General features: G+C 64.2%; 16 protein-coding genes. 1 reads left to right on the top strand and 15 read right to left on the bottom strand.

Annotated elements, in window-relative coordinates:
* Positions 1–7: 7 nt before the first annotated feature.
* The 15 genes from KP001_RS00760 to xseA all read right to left on the bottom strand — a co-directional run bounded on the left by KP001_RS00760 (position 8) and on the right by xseA (position 15088).
* Complete coding sequence (locus KP001_RS00760; RefSeq protein ID WP_263634383.1) at positions 8–1351, bottom strand: cytochrome ubiquinol oxidase subunit I; 1344 nt, start codon at positions 1349–1351, stop codon at positions 8–10.
* A gap of 130 nt (positions 1352–1481) precedes the next feature.
* The gene (locus KP001_RS00755) at positions 1482–1892 is read right to left on the bottom strand and encodes an RrF2 family transcriptional regulator (protein ID WP_217287698.1); all 411 of its coding nucleotides are present in this window, start codon (positions 1890–1892) and stop codon (positions 1482–1484) included.
* Positions 1893–2071: 179 nt separating this feature from the next.
* Positions 2072–2227, bottom strand: coding sequence for a hypothetical protein (locus KP001_RS00750; RefSeq protein WP_012529698.1), 156 nt, complete (start codon positions 2225–2227; stop codon positions 2072–2074).
* Between the two features lie 153 nt (positions 2228–2380).
* Positions 2381–2941, bottom strand: a complete 561-nt coding sequence (locus tag KP001_RS00745) for a ComEA family DNA-binding protein (protein ID WP_217287697.1) — start codon at positions 2939–2941, stop codon at positions 2381–2383.
* The gene (gene cimA / locus KP001_RS00740) at positions 2938–4524 is read right to left on the bottom strand and encodes a citramalate synthase (protein WP_217287696.1); all 1587 of its coding nucleotides are present in this window, start codon (positions 4522–4524) and stop codon (positions 2938–2940) included. The genes KP001_RS00745 and cimA overlap by 4 nt, the downstream gene beginning before the upstream one ends.
* Before the next feature lie 158 nt (positions 4525–4682).
* Positions 4683–5900, bottom strand: a complete 1218-nt coding sequence (locus tag KP001_RS00735) for an aspartate kinase (protein WP_217287695.1) — start codon at positions 5898–5900, stop codon at positions 4683–4685.
* A 303-nt stretch (positions 5901–6203) separates the two neighbouring features.
* On the bottom strand, positions 6204–6671 hold the full coding sequence (tsaE, locus tag KP001_RS00730; RefSeq protein ID WP_217287694.1) for a tRNA (adenosine(37)-N6)-threonylcarbamoyltransferase complex ATPase subunit type 1 TsaE: 468 nt from the start codon (positions 6669–6671) through the stop codon (positions 6204–6206).
* Positions 6672–6679: 8 nt separating this feature from the next.
* On the bottom strand, positions 6680–7129 hold the full coding sequence (locus KP001_RS00725; protein ID WP_217287693.1) for a CBS domain-containing protein: 450 nt from the start codon (positions 7127–7129) through the stop codon (positions 6680–6682).
* 15 nt (positions 7130–7144) lie between these two features.
* Positions 7145–8707: an NAD(P)H-hydrate dehydratase gene (locus tag KP001_RS00720; RefSeq protein ID WP_217287692.1), complete on the bottom strand. Its 1563-nt coding sequence runs from the start codon at positions 8705–8707 to the stop codon at positions 7145–7147.
* Positions 8708–9085, bottom strand: a complete 378-nt coding sequence (locus KP001_RS00715) for a holo-[acyl-carrier-protein] synthase (protein WP_217287691.1) — start codon at positions 9083–9085, stop codon at positions 8708–8710.
* Between the two features lie 75 nt (positions 9086–9160).
* Positions 9161–10393, bottom strand: coding sequence for a peptidase MA family metallohydrolase (locus KP001_RS00710; protein ID WP_217287690.1), 1233 nt, complete (start codon positions 10391–10393; stop codon positions 9161–9163).
* Positions 10386–12323: a 1-deoxy-D-xylulose-5-phosphate synthase gene (gene dxs / locus KP001_RS00705; protein WP_224958285.1), complete on the bottom strand. Its 1938-nt coding sequence runs from the start codon at positions 12321–12323 to the stop codon at positions 10386–10388. The genes KP001_RS00710 and dxs overlap by 8 nt, the downstream gene beginning before the upstream one ends.
* Entirely contained in the window at positions 12324–13208 is an 885-nt protein-coding gene (locus KP001_RS00700; RefSeq protein WP_217287689.1) for a polyprenyl synthetase family protein, read from the bottom strand.
* A gap of 199 nt (positions 13209–13407) precedes the next feature.
* The gene (locus tag KP001_RS00695) at positions 13408–13635 is read right to left on the bottom strand and encodes an exodeoxyribonuclease VII small subunit (protein ID WP_217287688.1); all 228 of its coding nucleotides are present in this window, start codon (positions 13633–13635) and stop codon (positions 13408–13410) included.
* 76 nt (positions 13636–13711) lie between these two features.
* The gene (xseA, locus tag KP001_RS00690) at positions 13712–15088 is read right to left on the bottom strand and encodes an exodeoxyribonuclease VII large subunit (protein WP_217287687.1); all 1377 of its coding nucleotides are present in this window, start codon (positions 15086–15088) and stop codon (positions 13712–13714) included.
* A gap of 398 nt (positions 15089–15486) precedes the next feature.
* Here xseA and KP001_RS00685 point away from each other — a divergent pair, with 398 nt between their 5' ends.
* Positions 15487–16860: a ParA family protein gene (locus tag KP001_RS00685; RefSeq protein ID WP_217287686.1), complete on the top strand. Its 1374-nt coding sequence runs from the start codon at positions 15487–15489 to the stop codon at positions 16858–16860.
* Positions 16861–16922: the final 62 nt, after the last annotated feature.

The raw sequence follows: 16922 nt of genomic DNA, 5'->3' as shown, positions 1-16922 counted from the left end.
TCCCCCCCTAGTTTCTGAAGGCGTTGGTAGCGCCGACGTGAGTTTCTTCAGGCCCTTTGCGGGCGAATTTGGCCAACAGGTAGATGTCCACGAAGCCCAAAAGACCGTAGAGGAGCGTGAACCCCAGCAGCGAGCCGATCACCTGCGACAGTTCCAGCGACTTGGAGACCGCGTCAGAGGTCTTCATGATGCCGTAGACGATCCAGGGCTGCCTCCCCACCTCGGAGACCAGCCAGCCGAGCTGGTTGGCGATGTAGGGGAGCGGGATGCAGAGGACCAGGAGCTTCAGAAACAGGGGGTATTTCTCCAGCAGTCCGTTTCTGGAGAGGAAGAGCCCGGCCGCGGAGAGGAGGATGAACAGGGTCCCCAGCCCGACCATCAGGCGGAAGCTCAAAAAGACCGGGAGAACCGGCGGACGCTCGTCCTTGGGGAAGGAGGTGATGCCGCGGATCTGGGCGTTGGTGTCGTGGAAGGCCAGGAAGCTTAGAAGTCCCGGCACGGGGAGCGCGGAAACCAGGTTGCACTCGTTCTTCTCGTCGGGGAAGGCGATCAGGTGCATCGGAGCGTTGCTGCAGGAGTTCCAGACCGCTTCCATGGCGGCGAACTTGGCGGGCTGGGTCTTGGCGACGTCGGCCGCGTGGAAGTCCCCTATGACGGCGACCATGATGGATGCGGCCAGCGCGAAAACGGCGGCCATGCCGAAGGAGGCCTTGAAGAATTCGCGGTTACGCGCCTTGAGCAGGTGATAGGCGGAGATCCCCATCACGAAGAAGCCGGCCACGGTGTAGCCGGAGACGATCTGGTGACCGAACTTCAGCAGGCCGAAGGGGTTGGTGATGAGCGCCATGAAGTCCACCATCTCGGCGCGCCCGTTTCTGAGCACGTACCCGACCGGGTGCTGCATCCAGCCGTTAGCCAGGAGGATCCAAAGCCCCGATAGGTTGGTCGCCAGCGCCACCAGCCAGATGGAGACGGCGTGGAACCTCCTCCCCACCTTGTCCCAGCCAAAGGCCCAGACCCCGATGAACACGCTTTCCATGAAGAAGGCCACGGTCGCCTCGATGGCCAGGGGAGCCCCGAAGATGTCGCCCACGTAGCGCGAGTACTCGGCCCAGTTCATGCCGAACTGGAACTCCATGGTGATGCCGGTCACCACGCCGAGGGCGAAGTTGATCAGGAACAGCTTGCCCCAGAACTTCGCCATCCTCTTGTACATCTCGTTGCCGCTCAGCACGTAGCGGGTCTCCATCATGGCCACCAGGACCGACAGTCCCAGGGTCAGGGGGACGAAAATGAAGTGGAACATGCTGGTGATGGCGAACTGCAGCCTGCTCAGGGTTAGTACATCCATGATTCGCTCCTTAGATAAGATTGAACTTTTGGCCCTCTCGGGCCGTGTCAGCCGTACTTGATGTCAATGGTCATAAAAGACAAACAGGACCTTCTTTATCCTAATTGTAGACAAATTTTTTTTGGCGCTGCTACGGGTCCGGGTTGCGGGCCAGGGTATCGATGGTGACGCCGTCCAGGATGTGGACCACCTCGGTTTGAACCTGCTTCCATACGGCGTGCACGCGGCAGGGGCCACCCCTGTCGCAGGCGCTGCCCAGCAGGCAGCGGTTGGGAAGGATCGGTCCCTCGACGGCTTCGACCACCTCACGCAAGGTTATGGCGGACGCCGGGCGCGCCAGCGTGAAGCCGCCGCCGGTTCCGCGCGAGGAGCTCACCAGGCCAAGCTTGGCGAAGCTCTGGAAGATCTTGGCGAGGAAGGTCTGCGGCACCTCGGCAGCAGCTGCTATCTCGCTGATGAGTGAGACCCGCCCCGGAGGCTGCTGCGCCAGGTAGATGATGCCACGTATCGCGTATTCACCCTTGCGGGTCAGTTCCATCATAAAAACACCTTTAGGACCAATTTGATCCCCTTTATAACGGACGCACGGGATCCTGTCAAGACCAAATGATGTTTTTTCTGCGGGGACGCGGGATCCTGCAGCGGACGGGCGTGGGAAGACCACGAAAAAAGGGGGCGTCGGTGAACGTCCCCTCTCGGGATCTGCACATGAATGGGGGGTCAGCCAAGGAGGCTGTTGAAGTTCCTTGCTCTGTTGGCGAGGATGGTGGGATCGAGCACCTCGCCGCAGCAGGTGCATTTCCAGGCATCGAACGATCTCACGAAGTCGTAATATTTTTCGGCAAACATCCTACCTTTGCATTTAGGGCATTTCATAAGCCATACCTCCCAACAAAAAGTTGATTAAAGAACTTCATGTGGGATCGTATAATTCACACGACATGCCAAGAAGGGAAATCTAAACAAGTTGTAATCTAAACCGTACTCCTTTTGGAACGAACCATCGCAAAAAGGCCCCCTTAGCGACCATTAGAAAAACCTTCGAATCGCCGCGAGCTTCCCCTCCCCGATGCCGGGTATCCGCAGCAGCCCCTCCACCGAGCCGAAAGCGCCATTTTCCTGACGGTCGGCCATGATGCGTCGGGAAAGTGCCGGTCCGATGCCGGGGAGGAGGATCCATTCCTCCTCCTGGAGCAGGTCGGGGTCCAGCGGTATCTTCAGGAGCATCCGCTCCTTGGCGCCCATTTTAGTTAGTGAAATCAAGGTATTACCAGCGCCATCCTCGGCCAGGGCGACCACGTCGCCGCTTGCGAGGGGCCGAGTGACGGGTCCTCTGACGCTTGCCGCGCCATCCCCGCCAGCCAGCGTCATTTTAATGGCGGCGCCTGCCACCGTTCCCGCCGGGAGCCTGTAAACGCCCGGATACGGAACCTTTCCGGCGAGCCGCACCGTGATCCCCTGCCCCGTATAACGGGAAAAGGCCGTCCTCCCACCACCTTTAACGGAGGGAGAACGGCCTTTCATGTACAGCGAGAGGGTGAGGAGCAGGGCGAGGCACCAGAAGGCGAGTCGCTGGCTCCTGGGGATCATTTCTTCGGTGCCGCCGTCTCCTCGTCCTTGTGCAGCTTGAACTCGATGGCGTCGACCAGGGCCTGGTAGGAGGCCTCGATGACGTTGCTGGAGACGCCGACGGTCCCCCAGCGCCCTTCCTTGTCACCGCTCTCGATGAGGACGCGGATGGATGAAGCCGTCCCCTGCCCCGCCGGGAGCACGCGGACCTTGTAGTCGTGCAGCTTCACGTCCTTCAGCTTGGGATAGAACTTCTCGAGCGCCTTCCTGAGGGCGTTGTCCAGGGCGTTGACCGGACCGTGCCCCTCGGACGCGGTATGCTCGATCTTCCCACCCACCTTGACCTTGATGGTCGCCTCGGAGATGGGCTGATCGTCCTCGGTGCGCTTCTCGTCGATGACCCGGAAGCCGATCACCGAGAAGAACTTCCGGTGCGTGCCGAGGGCGCGTTTCATCAGGAGTTCGAAGGAAGCCTCGGCCCCCTCGAACTGGTAGCCGCGGTTCTCCATGGACTTGATGTCTTCCAGGATCTCCAGGGTCACCGGGTCCTTGCTGTCCAGGTTGATGTTGAACTCGGTCGCCTTGGCGAGGATGTTGGCCCGCCCGGAGAGGTCGGAGACCAGCACGCGGGTGGTGTTCCCCACCAGTTCCGGACGCATGTGCTCGTAGGTTTCCGGGTGGCGCTGGATGGCAGAGACGTGTACGCCTCCCTTGTGGGCGAAGGCGGAGTTGCCGACGTAGGGCTGATGCTTGTTGGGGGCGAGGTTGGCCAGCTCGTAGACGTAGCGGGAGAGTTCCCTCAAGGTCCTCATCTGGGCGTCGGAGATGCAGTCGCGCTGCATCTTCGCCTTGAGCGCGGGGATGATGGAGCAGAGGTTCGCGTTGCCGCAGCGCTCGCCGAAGCCGTTGATGGTCCCCTGCACGTGCACGATCCCCTGCTGCACCGAGATGATGGAGTTGGCCACTGCGCACTCGCCGTCGTTGTGGGCGTGGATGCCAAGCGGGGTGGTGATGGTCTTCTTCACCTCGTCCACGATCGCCGCGATCTCATACGGCATCGAGCCGCCGTTGGTGTCGCACAGGATGATGCAGTCGGCGCCCGCCTGCTGGGCCGCCTGCAGCGTCTTGATCGCGTAGTCGGGGTTGGACTTGTAGCCGTCGAAGAAGTGCTCGGCGTCGTAGAAGACCTCCGGCATGTTCTTCTTGAGAAATTCCAGCGAGTCGAAGATCAGCTCCAGGTTCTCCTCGAGCGGGATCCTGAGCGCCTCGTGCACGTGGAAGTCCCAGGTCTTGCCGAAGATGGTGGCGGCGTCGGCCTTGGACTCCACCAGGGTGCGCAGGTTCTGGTCCTTGTCCGGGGTGACCTTGGCGCGGCGGGTCGAGCCGAAGGCCGCGATCTTCGCCTGGGAGAGCTTCTCCTTCTTGATGTCCTTGAAGAAGGCGACGTCCTTCGGGTTAGAGCCGGGCCATCCCCCCTCGATGTAGTGAATGCCGCACTCGTCCAGCTTGTGGGCGATGCGGATCTTGTCCTCGACCAGGAAAGAGATGTCCTCCGCCTGCGTTCCATCCCTAAGCGTCGTGTCGTACAGTTTGACCAGGCTCATATCACCCCCGCTTCAACAAAAGACGTTCAACGTTCGACGTTCAACGTTCGAGTTCAAAAAAGGCAAGCCGTCCGCACGTCTGCGCCCGCCGTACCGGAAACGCCCGAGCCGAAGCCCAGGACGTTCCGGAACGTCGAACCTTGAACGTTGAACGGGTGTTATTTCCCCGCCAGCCCGAAGGCGTCGTGCAGGACGCGGACGGCGAGCTCGGTGTACTTGGCGTCGACCACGACCGAGATCTTGATTTCCGAGGTGGAGATCATCTGGATGTTGATCCCCTCTTTCGCGAGCGCCTGGAACATGGTGGTGGCGACCCCCGCGTGGCTCCTCATGCCCAGGCCGACGATGGAGACCTTGGTGACGTTCTCGTCGGAGAGGACGTCCTTGGCGTGGATCGCCTCGGCGGTTTCCTTGGTGATGGAGAGCGCCTTCTTGAAATCGGCCTGGGGCACGGTGAAGGTGAAGTCGGTGGAACCGGCCTCGCTCACGTTCTGGACGATCATGTCGACGGAGATGTTGGCGTCGGAGAGCGGCGAAAGGATCTGTGCGGCGATCCCCGGCTTGTCCGGCACCTGCATGACGGCGATCTTCACTTCATCCTTGGCGTAGGCTATACCCGAGACGAGCACTGCTTCCATTTCTTTATCCTCCTTGGTAACCATGGTTCCGAGATTTTCGTTGAAACTCGAGCGGACGTGGACGTCGACGTTGTACTTGCTGGCGAACTCCACGGAGCGGATCTGCAGCACCTTGGCGCCGAGGCTTGCCAGCTCCAGCATCTCCTCGTAGGAGATGCGCTCGATCTTCTTGGCGTCCTTGCAGATGTTGGGGTCGGTGGTGTAGACGCCGTCCACGTCGGTGAAGATCTCGCAGACGTCGGCCTTCAAGGCCGCGGCGAGTGCCACCGCCGAGGTGTCGGAGCCGCCGCGCCCCAGTGTGGTCACGCTGCCGGACTCGTCCACGCCCTGGAAGCCGGCCACGATCAGGATGGTCCCCTCTTTCAGGTCCGCGCGCATCTTCTTGTCGTCGATGCTCTCGATGCGGGCCTTGCTGTAGGAGGTGTCGGTGAGGATGGGCACCTGGAAGCCGAGGTAGGACTTCGCCTTATACCCCATGGCTTTCAGACACATGGCGAGAAGGGCGATGGAGACCTGCTCCCCCGCCGCGACGAGTACGTCGTATTCGCGGTTGTCCGGGAACTCGCACACCTCGTTGGCAAGCGCGACCAGCTTATTGGTTTCGCCTGCCATGGCGGAGACAACCACCACCATGTCGTTGCCGGCGTCATAGGTTTTTGCCACCCTCTTGGCGACGTTGCGAATTCGTTCGACAGACCCCATCGAGGTGCCGCCGTACTTTTGGACCACCAAAGCCATGTCAGTCCTCCTTGTACTCTACTGATTGATCCCCCCGGACCTCTGATCCGGGCGGTAGGAACCACTTTATTAGCACATTAGCGTGCACGGTCAAAACATTTTTTTAAGTAATCACAGCCAAGAGAGCCTATTCCTTCATTTTTCCGCGCCGCTCTGTTTACAGTATAAAAAAACGCCCCTCCCGCACGGGGAGAGGCGCCTTTGCATCCTGTCGGCGCGGCGGCCAGATTCAGCACCGCGGACCGATGTTTTGATAACGAAGCAGGTGGGTCCCCGCATCGTCCGCGGGGTGGTCGGGAGCGTCTACGCGGCGCCCGGCAACTGCTCGACGATGGCCCGGGCCCTGGGGCCCTTCCACTCGAACCGGACGCTGCGCTCATCCACCCCCGCGTGTTCCAGCGTGACGGTTAAAACGTCCCCCGGCAACTCGTCCTCCAGGCGCTCGGCCCACTCGACCACACAGGCGCCGTCCCCGGAGAAGTACTCCTCGAAGCCGAGCGCCTCGACGTCGTGCGCCCCCTCCAGCCGGTACAGGTCGAAATGGTACAGCGGAATCCGCCCCTGGTAGATGTTGAGGATGGTGTAGGTGGGGCTCGTCACCGGGGTCTCCGGGTCCACCTCCATCCCGATGGCGATCCCCTTGGCGAACTGGGTCTTGCCCGCCCCCAGTTCCCCGGTGAGGGCCACGAAGTCCCCGGGCCGCAAAAGCCGCCCCACCCTCGCTCCCAGTTGCACGGTCTCTTCCTGGCTCTTTGTCGTCACGCAGGACATCCGGCCGCCTAGGCTATCATGGTGCGCACCATGTCGATGCGCCCGATGATGCCGACTACGCGGCGCCCTTCGACGACGGGAACGGCCTGGACCTTCCTCTCGGTCATGATCTCGGCAACCTCGGAGACCGGTGCCTCCGGTCCCACGCTGGCGACCTCCTCCGAATAGATGTCGCCGACGCTCTGGCCGGTCATCTTCTGCAGCTCCTTCTCGAAGCGCTTGTCGCTCTCCAGGTAGATGACCCAGTCGAAGATGGAGATGACGGTGGGGATGTGCAGCGGCTTGTCCTGCTCGATCAGGTCGCTTTCCGAGACGATGCCGATCAGGAGCCCCTCGTCGTCCACCACGGGGACGCTGGAGATGCGGCGCTCGGCGAAGAGCTTGGCGAGATCCCTGACGGTGGTGTCGCGGCGCACGGTGATGACGTCTGTGGTCATGATCTCTTTCGCTTTCATCATGGTCAATTCTCCCTGTTAGTTGTTCGTTGCGGTGTTGCGGGGCGCCCCCAGGCTGGCGAGCGCGACGGGGAGCATCTCCTGCACGTCGGAGGCGTTCAGCCCCTGGGTGCCGAGTCTCTCCACCAGCAGATCGGCCGCGTGGCCGTGGACGAAGGCGCCCAGTTGGCAAGCGGCGAACGGCGGATACCCCTGTCCCAGGAAGGCGGCGACCACCCCGGTCAGGACGTCCCCCATCCCGCCGCTGGCCATGCCGGGATTGCCGCTGCCGTTGATGGCGACGCTCCCGTCCGGCGCGGCGATGACGCTGCGCGCCCCCTTCAGGATCAGGTGCACCCGGTACTTTGCGGCGAAGGCGCGCGCGCATCCGATACGGTCGGCCTCCACCTCCGGTATCGAGCAACCGGCAAGGCGCGCCATCTCCCCCGGATGCGGGGTGAGCACGGTGACCCGCCCCGATCCCGCGAGCAGGAGCTCAGGGTTATGCGCCACGGCGTTCAGTCCGTCGGCATCCAGAACCAGCGGCTTATCGAGCGCGGCGAGGAGCGAGTGCACCAGATAGACCGTAGAGGGGGCGGTGCCGATCCCCGGTCCCAGCGCGACCACGTCGCGGACAGCCGCGGCGGCGAGAATCTCGGCGAGCGATCCGGCCCTGAGGTACCCGGCACCTTCCGGCCCGGTCGGGATGGTCATGACCTCGGTGGTCTTTTGTTCCAGCACCGGGTTCAACGCGGCCGGCACGGCCAGGGTAACGAGCCCCGCACCGCTGCGCTGCGCGCTGTTGGCCGCCATGGCGGCGGCGCCGGTCTTCCCGGTGCTGCCGGCGACGATGAGACAGTGGCCGCCGCTCCCCTTGTGGGCGGTGGCGCTGCGGGGGCGGAAGAGCGCGGCCGCGGCGGCGGCATCGACGTACTCCGCTCCTTCGGCCCCGGCGACCACGGCGTCAGGCATGCCGATGTCGGCCACCACGAGCCGTCCGCACAGTCCCGCGCCCGGGTACAGGATGTTGCCGAGCTTCGCCAGGGCGAAGGTGACGGTGATGTCGGCGCGCACCGCGCGCCCCAGCACCTTTCCGCTGGCGGAGTCGACGCCCGAGGGGATATCGACCGAGACCACGGGCACGCCGGCCGCGTTGATGAGGTCGATGGCCTCGCCGTAGATGCCGGAGACCTCGCTGTTCATGCCGGTACCGAGCAGCGCGTCCACGATGACGGTGGCGCTTTTCAGCAGGGTCTCCGCCCCGGCAACCCCCTGCGGCAGACTCTTTACCGTTGCAGGCGCAAGGCGCGCGAGATTCGCCGCGGCATCTCCCGACACCGCCTCCGGCGCGGCCAGAAGCAGCACCGGCGCTTCCCAGCCGCGCTCGGCGAGCAGCCGGGAGATCACGAAGCCGTCGCCGCCGTTGTTCCCCTTTCCCGCCACGATGACGGCACGCCTCGCCTCCCTCTCACCGAACGCCTCCTCGATGACGTCGGCGCAGCTCCGCCCGGCTCGCTCCATGAGCTCCACCCCCGGCACGCCGAACTCGCCGATGGCCCGGCGATCCATAAGCTGCATGACCTGTCCGCTCACGACCTTCATCTAGCGCTCCAGTACCACCATGGCCACAGCACAGCCGGCGTCGTGGGAAAGCGACAGGAAACAGCCGCACAGCCCCGCCTCGCGGAACAGCTCCCCGGCCCGCCCGGCAAGCCTCAACGTCGGCTTGCCCAGCTCGTCGTTGACCACTTCCATGTCCTGCCAGGAAAGCCCGCCGCGCAGCCCCGTGCCGAGCGCCTTCAAAAAGGCTTCCTTGGCGCCGAAACGGAGTGCGTAGTGCTGCGCGGCATGTTTCTTCGCCGAGCAGTAAGCTATCTCGTTTTGCGTGAAGATGCGCTGAAACAGGGCGTCGTTCCCCTGCTTCAGGAACTTGTCGAAGCGCGCGATCTCCACGATGTCAACGCCGGTACCGTAAATCAAGAAAGACTCCCCTGTAGTTCCTCAGGACCGGCGCTGATAAAGTCACATCCGCCGCTCCCACTGATACTATACCACTCACTGTGCCGCGTCGCCCGTACCAGCACCGGGAAGCGACTCGCGCCATTCTCTCACCACCGCGTTCAGGTCCAGCGAGTAATCAGACAAAGCCTTGGCGACCGCCGACTCCATGCTGTTTCCCTGGCCAAGGTACTTCAGAACCTGCTGCACGGCGTACCACCCGTAGCGGTCGACCATGAAACGGGTCATCAGGTAGCTTTGCTGGTAGGCAAGCCCCGCCTCCGCGCCCGCCATGCCGGTAAAGCCCCCGGACAGCTTGGCCACCGGGATCAGATGGTTGCCACGGAGTTCCGGTACGCGCGGGACGTACTCCTTGCGCCCCTCGATCTCGGCCAGCCCCTCGTTGAGCCAGGTCGGGACATTCCCCCGGGTAAGCTCCGCCACCAGGACGTGGGTGAACTCGTGGAAGATGATGGCGCGCAGTTGCGGGGTGAGCTTCGTGATCCCGCCCACCGGGAGGCGGATCTTGCCGTCGTAGAGCCCGCCGGACCAGTCCGGCCCGGCGGTCACGCTGCTGTAATCCTTTTTGGTGTAGAGGAGTACCGGAATGCGGGTGGTCGGGAACAGCCCCAGGTCGGCGCCCGCGGCGTTGTAGGCGCTCTCCAGCGCGTCCAGCACCTCGGCGGAAAGCCCCGGGGGAAGCTCGGCGTCGACGCTGAGGTCGAACATGGAGCTGTACCCCCTGTCCATCCTCGATTCCACCGGCAGCTCGCGCTCGGCCTTCTCGATCAGGCCCGCCAGCACCTTGTTGGCGGGATCGAGCTCCTTGGCGCGGCGCCAGAGGTCCAGCGCGCCGGGGAGGTCGCCGGTATCGTAGCTGATCTTGCCGAGGTAGACGAGCGGCTCGCTCCCCTCCCCCGCCTGGAGCAGCTCATCCCGGGCGGCAGCGTAATCCTTGTTGAGGTACAAGGCGATGCCGCGCATGAGGCCGAGTTCCCTGCTGCCGGGGAGCAGCTCGTGCGCCTGCCGGAAGTTTTCCGCCGCCGGCGCGAAACGTCCCGCCTGCAGGTCGCGCTTGGCAAGCTCGGTGTAGGTGAAGGCGAGCTGGCGCCGCAGCTCCTCGTCGTAGGGAAAACGCGATGTCGCCGCCTTCAGCTCTTCGAGCGCCTGGACAAAGTCCCCCTTGGTGATCAGTTGCTGGGCTTTGGTGCCATAGGTGAGAGGATCGGCGGCGAGAGCGGTGCCGGCGCAAAGAAGCAGGGCGACAAGCAGCGCGCGGGGGTCAGACATGCGGCTGTTCCGGGAAGCCAGGCTGTTCCGGCGGCAGGCCGGGCGCGGCGGCGCGGCGCCCTTGGCAGGCCTCGCGCACGGAACGCGCGATCCCGGCGGCGTCGAGGCCGTAGGCGGCCTTCAGGTCCGCCTGCTCCCCCTGCTCGACGAAAGAGTCGGGATAGCCAAGACGCACCACCCGGACCCCGGTCATCCCGTGCTCTTCGAGAAGTTCGAGAACGGCGGTGCCGAAGCCCCCCTGGATCACGTTGTCTTCCACCGTGACCAGAAGCCCCGTCCGGGCCAGCTCCAGGATGAGCCCGGCGTCGAGCGGCTTGACGAAGCGGGCGTTCATCACGGCCACCTCGATCCCCTCCAGGGAAAGGGCCGCCGCCGCCTCACGGGACGGCTCGACCATGGTGCCGAGGGCGATGATGGCGCCCTCCTTTCCCTCTTTGAGCCGCTCCCCCCTGCCAATGGGAAGCGGGGTGAGGATCTGGTCCATCGGGACCCCCAGGCCGTTGCCGCGCGGGTAACGAAGGGCCGCCGGCCCATCCAGGGAGAGGGCGGTCGCCAGCATGTGCTGCAGTTCGTTCTCGTCCTTGGGGGCCATCACGGTGAGCCCCGGGATGACGCGCAGATAGGAGAGGTCGAAGACCCCGTGATGGGTGGGACCGTCGCTCCCCACCACGCCGGCACGGTCGATGGCGAACACCACCGGGAGGTCCTGCAGGCAGACGTCGTGGCAGAGCTGGTCGAAGCCGCGCTGCAGGAAGGAAGAATAGAGGGCGATCACGGGCTTGAATCCCTGCGCGGCGAGCCCGGCGGCGAAGGTCACCGCGTGCTGCTCCGCGATCCCGACGTCGAAGAAACGCTCGGGGAATTCCCTGGCGAACGGGGTGAGGCCGGTACCGTCGGGCATGGCGGCGGTGATGGCGACGATCCGCTCGTCCTCCTGCGCCAGCCGTTTCACGGTCTCTCCGAAGACGCCGGTGTAGGAGGCGGCGCCCCCCTTCCCCTTGAGCACCTTCCCCGTCTTGACGTCGAAGGGCCCAACACCGTGGAACAGCGAGGGGTTCGCCTCGGCGGGGGGATACCCCTTTCCTTTCCTGGTCAACACGTGGATCAGCACCGCGTCGTCGAAGCGCTTCACGTTCTCAAGCGTCTCCAGAAGTTTCGGAATGTCGTGACCGTCGATGGGGCCTATGTACTCGAAACCGAAGGCCTCGAAGAGCATCCCCGGGGTGAACAGGGTCTTCAGCGACTCCTCCGCACGCTTGGCGATCTTCAAGACCGATTTGCCGAACATCGGGAGCCCCTCCAGGAAGGCTTCCAGGTCCTTCTTGGCGCGGTGCACGTATTCGCTGGTGATGGTGCGGGAGAGGAGGTTGGAGAGGGCTCCGACGTTCTCGGAGATGGACATCTCGTTGTCGTTCAGGATCACCACCAGGTCCTTGTTCAGCTCCCCCGCGTGGTTCAGCCCCTCGAAGGCGAGGCCGCCGGTCATGGCGCCGTCGCCGATCACTGCCAGCACCTTGTTGCGCCCCTTCTTCAGGTCGCGCCCCACGGCGAAGCCGACGCCGGCGGAGATGGAGGTGGAGGAGTGCCCGACGTCGAAGCAGTCATGCGGCGACTCGAGCCGCTTGGGGAAGCCGCTGATCCCCCCCCGGGTGCGCAGCGTGCCGAAGCGCTCCTTCCTGCCGGTCAGCAGCTTGTGGGCGTAGGCCTGGTGCCCCACGTCCCAGACGATCTTGTCCTTGGGGGAATCGAAGACCCGGTGCAGCGCGATGGTGAGCTCCACCACGCCGAGGCTCGGTGCCACGTGGCCGCCGTTCGCGGCGCAGGTGTCGATGATGCGCGCACGCAGCTCTTCGGCGAGCGTCTCCAGCTCGCGCAACGAGAGCGACTTCAGTTGACTCGGGTCGGTGATGCCGTCAAGGATGCTGGGCATTTACGATTTCCTTTTCACGATGTACGAGGCGATGGCGCGCAGCGGCTCGGCCCGCTCGTCGAACGAGGCGAGCGCGTCGAGGGCGATCTGCACCAGCTCCTGGGCGCGGGCCTTGGACGCCTCCAGCCCCATCAGCGCCGGATAGGTCGCCTTGCCTCTAGCCTGGTCGCTGCCGGCGTCCTTGCCCAGTTCTTCGGTGGTCCCCTCGACGTCGAGGATATCGTCGGCGATCTGGAAGGCGAGGCCGATGGCATCGGCGTAACGGGTGAGCGACGTGAACTGCTCCCCGCTCGCCCCCCCCAGGATGGCGCCGCAGCGGACCGATGCCCGGATCAGCGCGCCGGTCTTGTGGGTGTGGATGTAGGAGAGCGTGGGGAGGTCGACGTCGTGGCGCCCCTCGCTTTCCATGTCGACCACCTGCCCCCCCACCATGCCGTGCGAGCCGGAGGCGACGGCGATCTCCTGGATCACCCTGAGCCGCGCCGCGGGATCCCCCCCGGTGCCGTTGGAGAGGAGAATGAAGGCCTCGGTCAACAGGGCGTCGCCCGCCAGGATGGCGGTCGCCTCACCATATACTTTATGGTTGGTGGGGTTCCCCCTGCGGAAGTCGTCGTTGTCCATGGCGGGAAGGTCGTCGTGGATCAGCGAGTAGGTGTGGATCATCTCCATGGCGCACGCCGCCGGCATGACCGCATCAGCCGAGCCCCCCACGGCCTCGCAGGCCGCCAGCATAAGCACCGGCCGGACGCGCTTGCCGCCGGCGAAAACCGAGTAGCGCATGGCGCCGTGCAGGGATGCCGGGAGTTCCTTGGCATCGGGAAGGTAGCGCTCCAGCGCCTGGTCGACCAACTGGCACTTCTGCTTCAGGTATTCCTTAAGATCCATGTGAGATTCCCTTGTCAATCAAGATCCCCCTCCCCTTGCGGGAGGGGGTTAGGGGGTGGGGGAAGGTGCCATCATTGCCGTACCCCTGCGGCTTCCCCCTCCTCCCGCTAGCAGGCCGTAGCGCTTGCGCGTAGGCCTGTCGAGGGCGGGGGAGGCGTCCTGCATTCGATGCCGGGGCGCGATGAAACAAGAGGTTGGTCTACTCCTCTTCCTCGAAAGGCCTGGCCGAGAGGCTGCCGTCGCGCTGCTTGACGAGGAGCTCGACGCGCCGCTCGGCCTCGTTGAGCTTCTTGGAGCAGAAGGCGGAATGCTTCACCCCTTCCTCGAACGCCTTCAGGGAATCCTCGAGCGAGAGCTCCCCCCCTTCCAGCTTTTTCACGACGTCCTCGAGCTTCTTCAGTGCGGTTTCAAACTTCTCGACTGCCATGCCAACCTCGTGTCCGGGTACTGCCGCGACGGATTAGAAGCGCCGCCGCGTTTAATTATTAAAAAGTGATCGCCTATTATACCGATCGCTCAGGTGCCGTCAAGGATTCACTCTGCCCGCAGGCCCGCTCCACGGTGCAAAGGGCGGAACCGGCGGCGAGGGAGAGTTCCAGCCGGTCCCCGGGGGCCAGTTGCCTAAAGGAGGTGATCACGGAGCGGCCGGGGAGCTTGCGGGCGATGCTGTAGCCGCGGGAAAGGGTGGCGAGCGGGGAGACCGCGTTCAGGGTTCCGGTGGCGAGGCCGACGCTCTCGGCGGCGCAGGCCAGGCGCCGGGTCATGGCGTGATCCAGGCGCAGCGACAGCGTCGAGAGCCGCTCCGCGTTTTGCCTCAGGATGAGCGCGGGGCTCTGGCGGGCCAGGCGCGCCGACAGGGTGACGATCCGCTCCGAGGCGTCGTCGAGGATCAGCCCCGCCTCCCGCACCAGGCGTGCGTCCAGGGTATCGACCCGTTGCGCCAGATGGCCGAGGATGCGGCTGGGGTCGGTGATGGCGCGACTGAGCGCCGTCACCAGCGCGCGGGAGCGCTCCAGACGGCGCAGTTGCGCGACCTGCAGCCGGTGGCTGAGCGCCTCCACCGCCGCGGTCAGCTCCTGCTTGCTCTGCACCACCAGCTCGGCCGCGGCCGACGGGGTGGCGGCCCGCAGGTCCGCAACGAAATCCGCGATAGTGAAGTCGATCTCGTGCCCGACCGCCGAGATGACAGGAACGGTGGATTTATGAATGGCCCGCGCCACCACCTCCTCGTTGAAGGCCCAGAGGTCCTCCAGGGATCCGCCGCCGCGCCCGACGATCATGACGTCGACGTTGCCGTAGCGGTTCAGGTCGGCGATGGCCGCGGCGATTTCCAGCGCCGCCCCCTCCCCCTGGACCCGGACCGGAGCGATCAGGAGTTCCACGTTGGCGAAGCGGCGGGAAAGCACGGTGAGGATATCGCGGATGGCGGCGCCGGTGGGCGAAGTGACCACCCCGATCCGGCGCGGCAGCTTGGGGATCTCACGTTTGTGGAGCTCAGAGAAGAGCCCCTCCTTGGCGAGACGCTCCTTCAGCTGGATGAACGCCATCTGCAGCGCGCCGATCCCCTGTGGCTCCATGGAGTCGACCGAGAGCTGGTACTCCCCGCGCGGCTCGAACAAGGTCATGCGGGCGCGCACGAGCACGCGCATGCCGTCGCGCGGTGTGAATTTGAGGGAGCGGAAGGCGCCGCGGAACATGACGCAGCGGATCTGTGCGCCGGGGTCCTTGAGGGTGAAGTAGCAGTGGCCGGACTGGGGGCAGGCGAGGTTGGAGATCTCCCCTTCGACCCAGACCTGCTCGAAGTTCTCCTCCAGGAGGCCGCGCACCAGCGCCGTCAAAGCACTTACCGTGAGGACCCGCCGGTCCTTGAAAAGTTGCACGTATCCTCCTTGCTTGCGTATCCCCCTCTCCCCGTTGGAGAAGGTCGGGCTGAAGCGCCGCCCATCGTAATACTCCCCTCGCCCTCCGGGAGAGGGGCAGGGGTGAGGGCCCCGCCTGATGGCAAAATCATGCCGCCGCCATCGCCCTCACCCGGCCTTCGGCCACCCTCTCCCGGAGGGCGAGGGAGAAAAGCCCAGCTGCGGCAGGACAGGGTGCAACGACAGGGTGCAACGACAGGGTGCAACGACAGGGTGAAACCGGCTTCCCCCCTCCCTTCCCCTCCCCCTCCGGGGGCGGGGAAGAAGCGGTCCGTCAAAACGACATCTGCAGCCGTTTTCTAGCACGCACCCAGCGCCACTGTCAAACGGGTTGACCGTCCGGCCGTGTCAATGTTAGTATGCGCGCCATGAAAAATTACCCTTATGTAATAACCGTTTCCTCTGAAAAGGGGGGGGTCGGCAAGACCACGCTGGCAACCAACCTCGCGATCTTCCTGAAGGGCCTTGACGAGAATCTCCCGGTGTCGATCTTCTCCTTCGACAACCACTTCACCATCGACAAGATGTTCTCCATCAAGGGGCAGAAGCTCAACGGAACCGTGGCCGACCTCCTGCTGGAGACCCGCGGGCGCGACCTGCTGCACACCGGACAGTACGGGGTCAACTACATCCCCTCCTCCTCCACCCTGCCGGAACTGCGCGGTTCGCTCAAGGGACCGATGGTGCTGGCGCGGCTGCTGGCGATGTCCGAGATCCCGGGGATCCTGATCGTCGACACCCGCCCGGACCTCGACGTGATGACCCAGAACGCGCTCTACGCAGCGGACCGGGTGCTGGTCCCGATCAAGGATATGGCCAGCATGGACAACTGCCGCAACATCTTCGAGCTCTTCGACAAGAAGGGGCTGGACCGGAAAAGCCTGTCACTGATCCCCTGCCTGATCGACGAGAGGATCAAGTTCGAAGGGATGTTCAAGGACCAGAAAACGCTCCTGAAGGCGTTCGCCATCAACCGCGGCTTCCGCTGCTCCGACATCTTCATATCCAAGAGCCCCAAGGTGGAAAGCCTCAACACCAACCCGGAGGGTAAGATCTACCCGATCCTTACCCACGGGCGCGGCACCGACGTCTATGGCCAGTTCGCGGCGCTGGGGCAAACCTGCCTCAACGAGTTCTACGAGACCGAAGAGCCGCGCGCCATGCTCTACGACAAGTGGCAGCACGAGGAGAACAAGCGCAAGAAAGAGGAGTACTTCGGCAGGCTGTCCGGGCTGAAGAGCCAGTGCCTGGTCTGCGGCAAGGAACTGCGCCAGGATTCGCAGGTTTCCTACTACTGCGAGAGTTCCGACGGCGCCGCAAGCGGCTACATGGAAGCCGACTGCTTCACGGGGTTCCTGGTTTCGACCATATTCAAGATCGAGCGCCAGCTGCCGCCCGACGACCCGACCAGGCAGATGATCCACCAGACCGCGCTGGAATCGGTGTTCGTGCTGAACCCGGGGGTGGGTGACGAGGCAGGGAGCATCGACTTCCACCGTTTCGACCTGACCGGAAGTGAGTTGCTGAAGAAGAAGTATCCGCTGGCCCGCGCGCCGGAGTACGACGGCTTCTCCGGGATCATGACGGAGACGCTGTCCGGGTACCAGGGGGAACTGCGGGACGCGTTCCTGATGGTTCATCCCGTGAACGGTGACAATCCCGCCTCCATCCTCGTGGATGAGAAGTACCGGGAAGTAGCGAAGCTCAAGAAGCGGATCGCGGCACAGCTATAAACAAAGGGGACTGGCTCCGCAGGTGCCTGTCCGCTTTACGCCTAAACAAAGGGGACTGGCTC

Source organism: Geomonas subterranea, from assembly GCF_019063845.1.
Lineage (GTDB): Bacteria > Desulfobacterota > Desulfuromonadia > Geobacterales > Geobacteraceae > Geomonas > Geomonas subterranea.
The sequence above is the reverse complement of the archived record's forward strand: the minus strand, read 5'-3'. Positions and strand labels throughout refer to the sequence as shown.